The sequence below is a fragment of the Pseudoalteromonas sp. TB41 genome (assembly GCF_000497975.1).
Taxonomy (GTDB): Bacteria; Pseudomonadota; Gammaproteobacteria; order Enterobacterales; family Alteromonadaceae; genus Pseudoalteromonas; species Pseudoalteromonas tetraodonis.
Genome location: NZ_AUTH01000110.1, coordinates 100,390 through 115,754, shown reverse-complemented (window position 1 = coordinate 115,754; position 15,365 = coordinate 100,390). Strand labels below are relative to the sequence as shown.

11 protein-coding genes are annotated in these 15,365 nt (G+C 40.2%); 8 read left to right on the top strand and 3 right to left on the bottom strand.

The window, feature by feature from the left end; genetic code table 11:
- Positions 1-8: 8 nt before the first annotated feature.
- Positions 9-1,256, bottom strand: a complete 1,248-nt coding sequence (gene nhaD, locus L641_RS0120295; protein WP_024602962.1) for a sodium:proton antiporter NhaD — start codon at positions 1,254-1,256, stop codon at positions 9-11.
- 196 nt (positions 1,257-1,452) lie between these two features.
- Here nhaD and L641_RS0120290 point away from each other — a divergent pair, with 196 nt between their 5' ends.
- The 5 genes from L641_RS0120290 to L641_RS0120270 all read left to right on the top strand — a co-directional run bounded on the left by L641_RS0120290 (position 1,453) and on the right by L641_RS0120270 (position 7,223).
- Positions 1,453-2,724, top strand: a complete 1,272-nt coding sequence (locus L641_RS0120290; protein WP_024602961.1) for a hypothetical protein — start codon at positions 1,453-1,455, stop codon at positions 2,722-2,724.
- A gap of 5 nt (positions 2,725-2,729) precedes the next feature.
- Entirely contained in the window at positions 2,730-3,278 is a 549-nt protein-coding gene (locus L641_RS0120285; RefSeq protein ID WP_013465141.1) for a hypothetical protein, read from the top strand.
- Positions 3,275-6,067, top strand: a complete 2,793-nt coding sequence (locus tag L641_RS0120280; protein WP_024602960.1) for a hypothetical protein — start codon at positions 3,275-3,277, stop codon at positions 6,065-6,067. Before L641_RS0120285 ends, L641_RS0120280 begins: the two co-directional genes overlap by 4 nt.
- A 104-nt stretch (positions 6,068-6,171) precedes the next feature.
- Entirely contained in the window at positions 6,172-6,723 is a 552-nt protein-coding gene (locus tag L641_RS0120275; RefSeq protein WP_013465143.1) for a DUF4136 domain-containing protein, read from the top strand.
- A 200-nt stretch (positions 6,724-6,923) separates the two neighbouring features.
- The gene (locus tag L641_RS0120270) at positions 6,924-7,223 is read left to right on the top strand and encodes a hypothetical protein (RefSeq protein ID WP_029750492.1); all 300 of its coding nucleotides are present in this window, start codon (positions 6,924-6,926) and stop codon (positions 7,221-7,223) included.
- A gap of 395 nt (positions 7,224-7,618) precedes the next feature.
- On the opposite strand, the gene L641_RS0120260 is transcribed toward L641_RS0120270, so the two are convergent.
- The gene (locus tag L641_RS0120260; RefSeq protein WP_024602958.1) at positions 7,619-8,122 is read right to left on the bottom strand and encodes a peptide-methionine (S)-S-oxide reductase; all 504 of its coding nucleotides are present in this window, start codon (positions 8,120-8,122) and stop codon (positions 7,619-7,621) included.
- Positions 8,123-8,324: 202 nt separating this feature from the next.
- Here L641_RS0120260 and L641_RS0120255 point away from each other — a divergent pair, with 202 nt between their 5' ends.
- Positions 8,325-10,178, top strand: coding sequence for a TonB-dependent receptor (locus L641_RS0120255; protein WP_024602957.1), 1,854 nt, complete (start codon positions 8,325-8,327; stop codon positions 10,176-10,178).
- 371 nt (positions 10,179-10,549) lie between these two features.
- Here the strand turns inward: L641_RS0120255 and L641_RS0120250 are convergent, their stop codons facing one another.
- A complete protein-coding gene (locus L641_RS0120250) occupies positions 10,550-10,813 on the bottom strand; it encodes a YkgJ family cysteine cluster protein (protein WP_008109286.1) in 264 nt (87 codons plus the stop codon).
- A gap of 171 nt (positions 10,814-10,984) precedes the next feature.
- Between L641_RS0120250 and L641_RS0120245 the strand changes: the two genes are divergently transcribed.
- Both L641_RS0120245 and L641_RS0120240 read left to right on the top strand, forming a co-directional pair.
- Complete coding sequence (locus L641_RS0120245; RefSeq protein WP_024602956.1) at positions 10,985-12,160, top strand: efflux RND transporter periplasmic adaptor subunit; 1,176 nt, start codon at positions 10,985-10,987, stop codon at positions 12,158-12,160.
- A gap of 3 nt (positions 12,161-12,163) precedes the next feature.
- On the top strand, positions 12,164-15,337 hold the full coding sequence (locus L641_RS0120240; protein ID WP_024602955.1) for an efflux RND transporter permease subunit: 3,174 nt from the start codon (positions 12,164-12,166) through the stop codon (positions 15,335-15,337).
- The last annotated feature ends 28 nt before the right edge of the window (positions 15,338-15,365 follow it).

The window sequence follows — 15,365 nt, the reverse complement described above, 5'->3', positions numbered from 1 at the left end:
CTATAAAATCAAATAAAACTACCCATTAAGTAAGAGCCCGCATAACCAAAGGTGTAACACAGTAATAAATACAGCGATAAGCGAAGGTAACTTGCAAACGTCAGCTCTTTTACCTTACTCATAGCAATAATACCAGCCGCCGAACCAATGATCAGCATTGAACCACCCACACCGGTTGCATACGTAAACGACAACCAATGCTGTTGACTCATTACAATGTCGGCTTTTAGTAACGCAGCCGTTAGTGGCACGTTATCAACACCTGCAGATAAAATACCCATTAAGTAGTTAGCGTACTCTGGCGCCATCACTGTATACAGGTTTGTAAATTGGCTTAGCACGCCCACTTCTTTTAATGCGCCAACAAGTAATAACACACCTACGAAAAACAGTAAGGTGTCGTACTCTATGTCACGTATAAAGTCGATCATATCTTTATTGATATCTTTTTTGCGCATTAAAAATTGTGCGACTAAAAACATAATAGACAGGCCGAGTAAAAAGGTAAGTAACGGCGGCACACTATATAAAACACTTAAAGTAAGGGTAGAAATAACGGTAGTGAAGAAAATAACAGCGATAGTAATGTCGGTTTTTTCAATGCGTTTAAATTTAGTCTTTTTAAACTCTAACTGCTTGTTCATACCAATTGATAATAAAGTAGCCAGTAATAATACGCTTAATAATGCAGGCACAATTAACAGTAATAAATTGCTAATTGTTACTTTACCATCAAGGAAAATCATAAGTGTGGTTACATCACCTGTGATAAGTGATACACCCCCTGAGTTCACTGCAAATACAATTAAGGTGGCGTACTTAACTAGTTTTTTGGCTTCAAGCTTTAATGACATTATAACAGCCAAGGAGATCAGTGTAGCTGTTACGTTGTCGGAGATAGATGAAAATACAAATGCAAAACACCCTACCAAAAACATTAGCTTTCGTTCACTAATGCTGGTTGGCATTATCCGGTTCACAACATTTTCGATGAGTCCTTTAGAGTTTAAATAGGCGACAAAGGTCATTGCGGCCATTAAAAACAGCCATAAAGAAGCAATTTCTAAAATATTGTGGTCTAGGAGGGTTTGAATCGTTTCGGGGCTTTGCCCATTAAGAGGAAAAATAAAGGAGATAATCCAGCAAAGTGTACCAAAAAATAACGTCGTTTTGGCTTTGTTAACGTGGATCACATCCTCAATAACGATAAGCAAAAATGCAATCGCTATCAGCGTCAGGATAATCGAGGAAACCATGATATTAAACAACCTTCGGGGTTAAATAAAAATTGAAACCATGTAAAAAATATACCCACAAACTCTATGTGCCTATATTCGGCGCGGATACTATCACTAAGCGAGTGTAAAAACTATTATTAAATCGTCGCAAAAACGAATACCATATAAGTTCGAGAAATATAAAATAACGAATACCAGGATGTTGTAACGCCTTATGATCCCAGCTAAAAAGCTACTTAATACCCTCACTGAGCATTGGGGTGTATTAGAGCTATTATTTAAACGCTTTAAAATGGCCGACTTTAGTATTAAAGATTTACAAAATGCCATAAAACAAAAGCAACCGACATGGAATAATGAGCGCATTTATAAAGAAACCAATCGGTTATTAAATCAAGAAATTATTATTCCGCTGGCTAAATCGTCACAACTAGAAATTAACCGTGCTATTGCTGACTTTGCTACCTTTTTACTGCAAGAAGAGCATTTAGGCTTAGCACAAGAAATAAGCGTATTGGTTGATGATTTGGCCCGTTTAGGTAATCGGCTATCTAATGCCGGTGAAATGGAAGATTTTGATGATTTACGCCGCTTTAGCCGCATTATGGATGATCGGGTTCGTAAAATAATTAAGCTGTTTTTACATAACGAAAACGCCATTTTAAATATTGTTGAGCAAGCCAAATCAAATAACGCGGTGCAATCGCTGCAAAAGCGCTACAAAGCTGTCATAGAAGCGTTTGATGAATATATAGAACCCATGCTAGAAATGGTCGATATTAGAGGCGACTTTCATGCCTGCTTTACCCTTATTGAGCAACAAATTAGCACCCAAATAGAACATATTGAACGCTCAGGCAAGGCGTACAGTGATAAACGTATGCTTGAGCAATTGCGTACCCGAATTCTAGAAATGCACTTAGTTGGCCGGATAAGCTTACGTAAAAGTGCCGATATGCTTATGCCACTGCGTGAAGAGTTGCGCCGTAATAACCTTGTTACCCGCCAAGTAGCAAAAGTATTAGGGCTAATACGTAAAAATGGGGTAGATAATATGCTCAGCGCCGTGCAGCCACATTTTGTAAGCGATGCGCAAAAGTATTCATTGGGTCAACAGCGCCATATAGTAGCCTACATGGCAAGCCTGGCTGAATTTGAGCATCATGAATATCAGCTACCAGAGCAAAACGATGTGCCTGCGTTTGTCACGCCAAACATTCCTGACTATCACGATGTAAAAGCGCAGTTTGCAAAACGCTTCAAAAAGCAGCGTAAAAAACCACAGCCTCTGCTGCAATTTTTAGACGAAAGCTACCCAGAGCTTGAAGCCGATGAAATGCTGTTTTTATATCAAAAGCTAGTGAGCGATACCACCCTACACATTAGCCAAAGCGATAAAAAAGCCCGCGTTAACATTGCAGGCCAGCACTTTTCTTTGTACCCCTTTAATTCAGAGCCTCAGGCTGATAAAGCCGAGCACGAGTAATGACCATGACACAGATAAACTTAAATGAGCTTTCTCACTTACAAGCCATTAATAAAAAATTAGTCGCGGGTTACCACATTTGCGAACAAGACACGGTAATGTGGCAAGAGCTTGACCAACAAATTGAAGCCTACAGCGCCTTATTCACAGCATTAGGCCATGATTTAAAGCACGACAGTCGTGGCTTTTATTATTTTGCTAGCGATGAAAGCACCCCCAATATGGGCAAAATATCGCGCGCGATAGCGCTCACTATTTATATTTTAATCGAACACTTTGCCAACACAGGTAAAGACCCAATGCGTGCATTATTTGATGAGCCAAACGATTTAGAGCTAATGCAAACCTTGGTACAACTTAATAAACATTTATTTGATCAGCTTGAAATATTCTCGGGTTCTGATTTACGCAAAGATGTGTATTTACGCATGGTACGTTTAGGCCTTGCCCGCGAAGTGGAAGGCGGCTTTATGCTACAGGCGCCAATTCATCGCTATATTGATGCCTTAATGGAAGTAAATGAAGAAACCTTTTTAGGAGAGGACGAGGAATGAAAAACTTATACGGACTGAGTAAACTCGCCCTACTTAATACTGCAGGCTATGCAAAGTGTGTGATCCCACTTGATAAAAGTAGCTCGATTTGTGCGCCTAACAACACAGGTAAAAGCTCAGTTATTAATGCACTGCAATTTCCGCTAATTAACGATTTACGCCTTACCGAGTGGGATGGCCACGATTTAGATGAAACCCGTAAGTTTTATTTTTCATCAGATCAATCGTACATTTTATTGCAAGCCGATTTACCCCATGGCTCAGTTGTCATTGGCGTAGCAGGCTTAGGTAAAATTGCCGGTTATGCACACCAATACTTTTGCTATCAAGGCAAACTTGATTTAGCCCAGTACACCCAAGGCAATACCATTATTAAGTTTACCAAGCTGTTTAATCACTTAAAGCAGCAAGGTTACAACCCGATAGAGCTTAAAGCGCAAGAGTTAAACGCCCTACTTACTGGCGGTGCAACGCAATTTGATGGTGAGATCAATTTAAAAATGATCCCCCTTAACAACGTTCAAGACTCTGCAATATACAAAGAAATCTTTCGTCGTATTCTTAATTTACATAAATTAGGCGCAAACGACGTTAAGCGCTTTATGTTACGTGTGTTTGAACGCCACATGTCAAATTCAAAGGTCGACTTTTACGAAGTATGGCGCCGGTCGTTTGATAAAGTAAACCGCGCAAAACGTGAATTAAAAGCCCTTGAGTCAATGCAAGAGCCCATAGCCGCCCTCGAATCTATGCTTGAAAACCAAACCGTTCTTAAAGGTAAACTGGCCGCTTATGCACCAAAAATTGACCAAGCACTGATTGATTTTGATACGTATCAGGAAGAGCAACTAAGCGAGCTCAACATCGCTCTTGAAGATATTGAGCACGAAAAACACGAGTTTGAACAAAAACAAAGCCTATACGTTCAACAATCGCGCGATATAGAGCGCAAACAAACCCAAATTGAACAGTGGTTTTTAGATTACAACGCTCTTAAAAGTGAGTTTGAGCTGGTTAATAAAGCCACGCTCAAAACCAGCTTAACGCAGTTAAAAAATGACTACGAGTCGTTGTCACACTCAATAACGAGTGCACAAGGTCAAAGCCTGCACACCCTTGATTACCGCATTGGCGAAACACAAAAACAAATTAAAAGCTTAAAGTTACAACTTAAAAACTTAGAATTTAATTTATTCACTCGTATGCGTGAAGACTTATCACTGAAAGAAGTTGAAGAAATATCGCGACTATTAAACCCCGATCTTCTCTCCTTTGCTACCACCAGCAATGGCGATATCACTATTGATGATGACGATGCTTTCGGCGAATTTTTAGCGCAGCTTAGTGAAAACGTAAAAGGCGGTGTACTCACCCTGCCCGGTGCCAGTATTAAGCTTAAAAAACTCTCGCCTGTGCAAATGCAAAGCGGCGAAAACAAAGAGCAACTGAGTGCTCAATTAACCGCACTTGAGCAATCATTAAAAGAGTTTAAACAACAGCGCGAAGTGGCCGCCAATGTTGCAGATAAGCAAAAAGAAAAAGACGCGCTATACGATGAGCTTATGAGTGCTGAAAGTGCACTTAAACGCTTAGAGCAATTTGAAGTGATGCAACAATCGGTTGACGCCCAAGCAATGCTAAAAGAGCAGCTTTTAGCCGAACGCGAACAAGTTGACGACTACCTACAAGATATTCAAAAAAACAGTGGCTCAATTGCTGATAGACGCTCGTTAATTAAATCAAAACAAGCGCAAATTAATCGTCAAACAGAGCGCCTGCGCCAAGTTAAAACCGAGCGTATTGACCACACGTTAGATTTATACAGTGGTAAAGTGACACCTTACATGATTGATATAAAAATCGATTTTGATAATTTAAGCGATTTAATTCACCACTTTAACAAAGACTGCCAAGAGCTACGTAATTTCGATATAAATGTACGTAATACTTATATGCATATTTACAATGCAGGTATTACCAAATTCGATAACGAAAACGATGAGTTTAGTAAATACCAAAAACTTATTAGCGCGTTTCATAACATTGATAACGAGCGCGATGCCGTTGAGCGCCAAGGTCGCGTTGCCCTCACCGAAGTGGCCGCCACGATTAAAGGCTTACGTGAAGATTTAGACCGCCTACGCCGTGAAATGAATAGCTTTAATAAAGGCATAAGCCAGCACCGCATTTCAAACCTGCAAGCGTTTAAAATTAATATTATCCCGCGAAAAATGTTGGTAGATAGCATTGATACCATTATCAGTACATCTAACCAAATTGAACAAGGCGATACCCTGGATTTACTCAGCCAAGAGCCGTACAGCGAAAGTGCGGTAAACGACGCAAAAGATCATTTAATTAAACTCGCCTCAGACAAAGCAGGCCTGACCCTTACCGATTTATTTGATATTCGTTTTGAAGTGGTTAACCGCGCGGGCGAAACCGAGCACTTTGAAAAAATAGATTCGGCTGGTTCAAATGGTACGCGTATCACCATTAAGCTATTATGTGGCATGTTGTTTATTCGTTACTTATTAAGCGATCAGGAACAAAACTTATACCGTATACCTATTTACATAGATGAAGCGGCTGATATCGATCCGCAAAACCAAAAAGCAATTATAGAAACCGCCCTGAGCTTTGGCTTTGTGCCAATATTTGCTTCGGTTAAACCGCAAATAAGTTGTGATTATATTGTGCCAATTCGTTCAGTAAAAGACGGCGCACAAAACTGGGTAGATGAAAAAGATTGGATTGAGGTTGAACATAAAGCCTCTCTACTGGACTAAGAGTTAATTGGCTATTCATCTTAGCCAGTTACACTTATTTTTAGATTTTAAATTACCCTCGCCCATGGTAGTTTAAACAAACGCACTTTATTGGAGCAAACGGTATGAAACATATATTTATTGTCGCAGCACTGGCGCTACTTACCGCCTGTACACAAACGCCCGATTGGGATTACGATAAATCAGCAAACTTTAGTAACTACAAAACGTTTGCTTGGGTAGAAAACGCGAGCCTAACTAAAGACACGAATAACTACCAAATCAGTGGCCTTATGGAAAAACGCGTTCGCAATGCGGTAAACAACCAACTAAGCCAACAGTTAGGTATGCAATTGGTTGACGTAGCGCAAGCTGATGTACTTGTTAATTACCATGCAAGTGTTGATAAAGAGCTAGAAGTAGATACCTTTAATGTAGGCTACGGTGCACGTTGGGGTTACTGGGGCACAGGCTTTAACCACGATGTAAGCGCACGTGAGTATGAAGTAGGCACGTTAGTTATCGATATTATTGATCGTGAGTCAAACCAATTAATTTGGCGTGGTGCTAAAGATGGTCGTTTAAAGAAAAAACAAACACCATCACAACGTGAAGCCGCTATTAAAGAAACGGTTGCCAATATTTTAAGCAACTTCCCGCCTAAAGCGCAGCAATAAATTTTAATTAATATTTAAAAGCCCGTATGTTCGCGGGCTTTTTTATGGCTTAAAAACTGTTTGCCTATAATGTAATAAGTTGCGCATTAACAAGGTGATAGCTCAATGCTATAGTTACCATGTTACAGGGATAAAGCTTAATCAATAAGATGTTTAGTAAACCTAGTGTTTAAAGTTGTGAGGTAAATTAAAGGATTAAAATGAAAGAAACATGCCCAAATTGTAAAAGTAATTTTGCAGCTAAAGATATAAAAAATATTAACAAAAATAGTATTTTTATTGAAAAACAATGCCCTTCTTGTCAAACATGGTTTTGTTTGAATAAAACACTAACGATTATAAAAATTATTGGTATTTTTTTATTGTTAATAACCAGCCTATTAAATATCTTCAATATTAAGAGTGAATACAGTCTGGTTTTTTCAAGCATTGGCTTAGTAGGCATACTAATGGCAATCATTATTACTTTTTTTGGCCAAAATGAAGCAATCAAAAAATAAAAAGAAACCAAAAGTAAAATATGTAGATATAAGTAATACGAGAATGCTATTGAATCAAATCGCATTCTCTTTAGTCTTTTGGGCTTTAGGCCTTTTATCTATTTTATTTGCGATAAAGTTTATACATGATGGCTATATTCTGACCCCAACAGATTACCGGGTCGAATCTGACGTTTATTTCTTTTCAGCGTCGCCGTTTACTTATCTATTTTACCTTTTTCTTTATTTAGGAACTGGGATCTACTTTTTAGCTGTGCCCTACCTTTTTAGAGATATGTTCCCTCGAAAAAAGAAAAAGCCTAATAAATCTAAAAAAAAGCATAAACGAGGTAACAGCTAATTTTAGCTTTATTAGTTACCAGCCTTTTTTATTTAAATACGCATCAATGAAGTTGTTATTTATACTTGTGTAATAAATCAAGTGGGATATGGCAATAATCATCAGGGTGATTGGTTAAACGCTCTTGATGCTCGGGATCGCTAGGGACATAATTAGTCAATGGCGCTACTTGTACCGCTATTTTTTCAGCATCATCACGCTGGCTAATATAGTCTCTGGCGATGTTTAAATGATTACTGTCTTGGCTAAAAATGGCGGTGCGGTATTTTTCGCCTACATCGTTACCTTGTTTATTGATACTGTATGGGTCAATAATCTCAAAAAAATAGCCGATTAATTCATTTAAGGTCACTCCTTGAATATCAAAGGTTACTTTCACGCATTCGGCATAGCCATCGTATTCACCTTGTGTTGTGTTACTAGTGCCATTGGCACGCCCCGCCTCAGTAGTCACTACTCCAGGTAAATACTTCATAAATTCTTGCACGCCCCATAAGCAACCACCAGCAAAATAAAGTGTGTGCTGATTTAATGAATGGCTCGGTTGTTGTGTTTGCATAATAAAGTGACCAATGTAAATAATTTATAGGATGCAGAGTTACTATTTTGTAACGCTAGGTTTGATTATCAAATGCAGTTTTTTATCATTAATGTACAATAGCGCCCAAAATCACCCTAGCTTAGTGAGCTTACCTTATCATGTGATAAAAAGTGATAGGTATTTAATTGTTAGCGCCATTGCATAAAATGAGAATAATGATATGAATCGTGCCCCGCACCTTATTATACCGGCTGTACTAGCCAGTATTTCGACTGTTGCTTATGCAGAACAGAGTAAAGAAACAGCAACCATAGAACAAATAACAATTGAAGCGTCTCCCACTGCCAATACCTTACCCGTTGGTACATTTGATTCACCTATTTCAAATTTAGAGTACGACCCGCGTGTTGACTTGCAATCACGCAATATGGCTGAAGCACAAGCTGATGTAACGATACGCGGGGGTATTTTTGAAAATACCGGCTTTAGAGTCGGCAGTACAACTCTACTCGACCCGCAGTCTGGTCACTACTTTGCAGAAATTCCTATTGCACCACAAATGCTAACGGGTGCCAGCGTATTAACCGGAGCCGATAACGCACTTTATGGCATGAATAGCTCGGTAGGTACTGTGTCGTTTGCTTGGAAACCAATAACAACCGGTGGCAGTGTCTCTTTGGGCGCAGGCTCAAATGACTTTAACCTACAAACAATTCATGCAGGTGTGAGTACTCCAATTGAAGCAAACGCTAATTGGCGTATTGGTTTTGAAGGTGAATATTCGCACTCACAAAGTGATGGTTCAATTGATTTTGGCGATCATGACTTTACTCGTACCTCAGGTAGAGTGCAGTTAACTGGGAGCGATTCACAAACTGATTTATTTTACGGCTTACAAGAAAAGTTTTTTGGTTGGCCAAACCTTTATACCCCCTTTGGTGTAAATGAAACCGAAGACTTAGAAACCCAATTATGGATGCTCAACCATAAGCAAGCCTATGCTACCAACAGTGAATTTGAAGTATCGGCTTATTACCGCAAGCATAACGACCATTATGTTTATTCAAGAGAAAACCCAAGCGCGTTCCAAGCATTTCATGAAACACAAGTAAAATCATTGGCTATTTCAGGTCGTCATGCGCAAACAAAGTCAGTTGCGGTTAATTACTCGGCGCAATATATAGAAGACAGTATTGACTCCACCACCCTTGAAAATAACTTTACTTCACGTAACTACTTTAAGCTTAGTGTATTACCAGAATACACAACAGCACTAGCAAGCAACCAGCAACTAACGGTGCGTTTAGGGGCTGCATTTGATAACACCAGTCGTGATGACTCTGAGCTATCATTGATTGGTGATGTTAGTTTAAATACCCATAATAACGATGGCACTGAGCGTACATTGTATTTGTCGTATGCTGAGGCAAGCCAAGTAGCAGGCTACACCGCCATTGGTGGCAGCGAGACTGGTGGGTTGTTCAGAAGTAACGCTAATCTTGAGCGCGAAACCACTAAAAATTTAGAGCTGGGCTTATTGCTTGAGCAACAAAGCTGGCAGCTTAATTCCGCACTTTTTTATCGTAAAGATAACAACCTAACCGATTGGACATTTAGCTTTGATTCAAGCTCAGCGCGATTTGCACAGCCGGTTGATATTGACACCACAGGCCTTGAGTTTTTAGCCACTAAACAATTTAATAATACAGAAATTGTTGCCAGCTATACCTACTTACATAAAACAGAAACCTATGGCGCTGAAAATGTTGATGCTAGCTTTTATGCCTTAAATTTTCCTGATCATCGTGTAACGCTCGGTGCAATTTGGAACCCGACGGATAAGTTAGAGTTTCGAGTAGATAATGAATGGCGTAAACAGCATAAAAATGCCCTTCGCCGTTCAGATGACGAGGCACTATTTACTCAGCTGACGTTAAAAATAACCCCAGCTACACTGCAAAATTTCTTTATTACTTTAGCAGCGGATAATTTGTGGGATGAATCGTTTGAAGAAATCCCAGGCACGCCGGGTCGCGGTGAGCAATATACGCTGAGCGCCACGTATAGCTGGTAACAATTTAGCTCAGCGAGGGTGTATCCCACGCTGAGCGTGTTTTTTAAATTGAAATAATAAACAGACTAGCAACAAGCTGACTTAAAAATTTCATACCGCAGCTCGCCCTACTTTACGTACTCTAAAAGCCCAGCGCCTCTTCGCCCTCTTTGTACATTTATCATTAAAACCGTATGAACAAAGAGAATTGAATGAGAAGAAAATGAGAAAAACACGACTCACTAAACCAAGTGACTTTGTGTCTAAGTCACTTACTCTTAAAGCGCAGTGTCTCTTTGCACTCTCTCAGTACTACTTTTAGAAAGACAAAGTAAGTGACTACACTTTTCAAGCGTATAAATTGTAAATATATGTGTATTTAATACAATAAATTAGGTTAATTGCTCTAATTCTGTAATTAACGTTAATGCGTGTTCATTGGTTGTCCCGCATACATCTAAAGTGGCGCTAAAATCACTACACACTTTAGGGCGCGACTCATCACCAAATAGCTTACATAAATTACGCTCATCCAGCTGAATACAACGTTCTCCGGCCTTTTTACCATTTGGCATACCCGGTATTGGCGAGCTAATACTTGGTGCAATACAACATGCTCCACAGCCTAAACGGCACGCCATTGATTGTGTTTTCATTATAACCTCAGTAATAAATTTTAATTATATTGTTGCTGCTTTGCATACAAACAGAGCGATTTGTTCTATTTGTAACCGCATTATGCAATGACTTGTTACATCTTCAAACACACTGTAAACACTTTATTGCGTATCATTAGTTCATCAGCACAATTTATGAAGGAATGCCCTGTGGCGACTAAAAAACAAATAATACTCCCTATCGCGGTCCTTGTTGGTGGCATCGCCCTTGCAGCGGGCTTTTCAGCAATGAAAAAACCACCAGAAGAAAAACCAGAACAAGATACTCGCCCATTGGTTGCAGCACAACCTATTCACCTTGATGCAATCACTCTCGATGTTAAATCGTACGGTATTGTGCAACCTAAAGACCGCACTGAGCTGATTGCTCAGGTAAGTGGCCAAGTTATTTCTGTTGCAGGGCAATTTGTTGAAGGTGCCTTCGTAAAGCAAGGAGATATTTTAGCACGAATTGACCCAAATGATTACGAAGCTGATTTAATTGAAGCTGAGGCTGGGCTCGCCCAAGCAAGTTCAGCGCTTGAGATAGAACGTGCTCAAGCGCATGTTGCTAAAGCTGAATGGGAACGCATTAAAGCAGACTCAAGTGATATCACCGCCTCTGCGCTTTATTTACGTAAACCGCAATTAGCAGAGAAAATGGCGCGTTATCGCTCAGCACAAGCAAGTGTAAAACGTGCTAAACGTAATTTAGAACGCACTTATATTAAAGCCCCCTACGATGCAATTATAAACGCGCGTAGCATTAGTTTGGGTTCTGTTGTAAATCCAGGTAATAGCTTTGGCTCACTCAGCGCCACTTCGGTCGCTGAAGTACGTTTACCGGTTGCCGATAAAGAGCTTCAATACTTAAATAATGGCGGTATTGGTGCAACAGTGTTATTTAGTGCGCAGTTCGCGGGCAAAGAAACCACATGGCAGGCTAAAGTGGTACGCAGTGAAGGGGTGATAGATCAAAAAAGCCGTATGAGCTACTTAGTGGCACAATTACCAACCCCATATGCTAACAAAACTCAACCATTGCGTTTTGGCTCCTATGTTAACGCTAGCATAGAAGGTCGTGCAGTTAATAACGCCATTGTTGTGCCACATCATTTAGTCAAAGAAAATAAAATTGCGATATTAAATGACGATTTAACCCTGTCGTTTAAAACTCTCAATATTATACGTGAACAAAATGGCATGGTGATCGCAGACCAAGGGCTTAATGAAGGTGAACAGCTAATTACTTCTGCCCTTGAATACCCTACCGAGGGAATGGCGGTAAAAATTGAAGACGTTGTAACAACCCCAGACGTTACTCAACTTGCATTGAAACAGGAGTAACTTATGTCTACACGTGAAAAAGGCCTAATTGCATGGTTTGCGCGCAACCCTGTTGCAGCAAATCTATTGATGATATTTATACTTATTGGTGGCATTTTAACGGCGTTTACTATTCGCAAACAAATGTTTCCACAATTTGAAAGTAACTGGATCAGTGTCTCCGCGGTATACCCTGGCGCAGCCCCGCAAGAGGTTGAGGAGGGCATTACCATAAAAGTCGAGGAGAACCTTGAGGGTATAGAGGGAATAAAGCGCCTTATCACCTACTCCAATAGAGGCTCTTCACAAGCGTGGATTGAAATAGAAGAGCAGTTTGACCCGCAAGAAGTACTCGATGAAATTAAAGTACAAGTAGATTCAATTAATACGTTTCCTGCGGGTATGGAGCGCCCTATTGTTCGTCGCGATAAATACGAACAAGAAGTAATGATACTTGCGCTTTACGGTGACATGAGTAACTACCAACTTAAAGAGCTCGGAAACGATATAAAAGACGAGCTTCAGGCACTGCCTAATATTAATTTAGTTAACTTTAATGGTGGCCTTAATTACGAAATTGGTATTGAAGTAAGCCCAGACAAACTGCGTGCTTATGGATTAACGTTTAGAGATATTGCCAGTGCAGTGCAAAGCTTTTCTGCCAATATGTCAGCTGGGCAAATTCGCTCTGAAAATGGCTATATTTCAATGCGCGTTGAAAAACAAGCCTACCGTGGTAGCGAGTTTGCAAAACTACCACTGATCACCCTTGCCGATGGCGCGCAAGTTTATTTAGGTGACGTTGCCACCATAAATGATGGCTTTGAAGAAGGCCTGCAATACTCAAAATACAATGGTAAAAACTCATTGTCGTTTGAAGTAAACGCCTCTAAAGATCAAGATATTACCGATGTTGCTAAAGTACTTAAAACCTATATGGCTGAAAAAGAATCGCAACTGCCTGCAGGTGTTAAGCTCTCTCCTATTGTTGATTTAACTTACTACCTCGAAGGTCGCCTCGATATGATGGTCGACAATATGATTTGGGGTGGCTTATTAGTTATGTTGGTATTAGCGCTGTTTTTACCATTACGTTTAGCTTTTTGGGTAATGATGGGTTTACCTGTGTCATTTTTAGGTGCCTTTTTGTTTATGCCAATTGGCTTTTTAGATGTCACCATTAATTTAGCCTCGTTATTTGCCTTTATACTGGTGCTTGGGATAGTGGTTGATGACGCCATTGTTGTGGGCGAATCTGCTAGTGCTGAAATAGAAAAACACGGCCATACACTCGATAACGTAGTACGCGGCGTAAAGCGCGTGGCAATGCCAGCCACATTTGGCGTACTTACCACTATTGCGGCATTTTTACCGCAAACTCTTGCCACAGGCCCTGGTGCGGCTTTTTCTAAAGCCATTGGTGGGGTGATTATTTTATGTTTAATTTTCTCACTGATTGAATCAAAACTTATTTTACCAGCACATATTGCAGCAATGAAAGACCGTAAACCAAATCCAAAAAACCCGCTTCACCGTGCACGTAAAGTAATGGATAACGGCCTAAAAAGTTTTGTTGATAACTACTACACCCCGTTTGTTGGTCGCTGCATTCATTATCGCTATACCGTAATTGTCGGTTTTATGTGTTTACTGATTGTCAGTGCGGGAATGTTTGCCGGTGGTTTAGTTAAATTTGTGCCTAATCCTAAAATACCGCACGATTTTCCTCGCATTGATATAGAAATGAACTTAGCGTCTTCTGAGCAAGCAACGCTTGAGACAGCTAAAAAAGTAGAGCAGCTAATACTGAGCGTTGATAACCAGCTCAAAGAGCAATACGGTAAACCGATGATCCGCGATTTATCAGTTAGCTTACGTGGGCGAACGCAAGCAAACATTATGGCTATTTTAGTTGAACCCGACCTGCGCCCTATTGATACCTTTGCACTGAGTGCCTTATGGCGCGAACAAATGCCTAACTTACCGGGTGTTAAAACCCTAACCATTCAAGACAGTATTATGAACGGGGGTCGAGACGATGGCGATGTAAGCTTTAAACTCGAAGGTAAAAATGCACAAGTACTTAAAGAAGTTGCTGGTAAGCTTAAAACCAAGTTGCAAAGTATGGAAGGCGTAGGCGATGTTAATGACTCAATGCAAAGCGCTACCGATGAAGTACAGCTAGATTTAAAACCACTTGCTTACAGTATGGGCTTAACCCTTGCTGATGTGGCCTCTCAAGTAAGCTTTAGCTATTACGGTCTTGAAGCACAACGTATTCTTCGCGAAGGTGAAGAAATTAAAGTGATGATCCGCTACCCAGAAGATGAGCGTAACTCAATCAGTGATATCGACAGCGTACGTATTATCACCCCAACAGGCGCTGAAGTACCATTAAGTGAAGTTGCTAATATTTCATTAGTTGATGGGGTTAATCGTATTCGCCGTGAAAATTCAAAACGTACAGTAAACGTGTGGGCTGCGGTAAATACTGACCAAGTAGAACCCTTTGCCATTGCACAACAAATTCGTGATGAGTACTTACCTTCATTACTTAAAAACTACCCAGGGGTACAAAGTAATGTGGCTGGTCGTATTCAAGAGGAAATGGATAGCGCTGATGAGCAATTACGTGACTTTGCGCTATCGATGATCATAATTTTTGCATTATTGGCTATTCCTCTGCGCTCTTACTCGCAACCATTAATTATTATGTCGGTCATTCCATTTGGTGTGGTTGGCGCCATGTTTGGCCACATGGTACTAGGTATGACCATGAGCAGCTTATCGATGTTTGGCATTATTGCGGTAGCCGGTGTGGTGGTTAATGATTCACTTGTTATGGTGGATTTTGTAAACAAAGCCCGTGCAGAAGGTGTGGCAATAAAAGAAGCGGTAATGCAAGCCGGAGCGCGTCGCTTTAGAGCGATATTACTAACCTCTGTTACTACTTTTATTGGCGTAATGCCCATTATTATGGAAACCAGTTTACAAGCAAAAATTGTAATACCTATGGCCGTATCACTCGCCTTTGGTGTGCTGTTTGCCACAGTAATTACGCTTATTCTTATACCGTGTCAGTACGTTGCGCTTGAAGATTTGAAACGAGTGATACGTAAATTTCGAGGTAAAGAGTCGACTTCGGATACGAAACTGAGTAATACCATAATGGTAGATAAAACCACCCCTTCTCACTAATAAATTTGTTATCCCAACCAACAAGCCC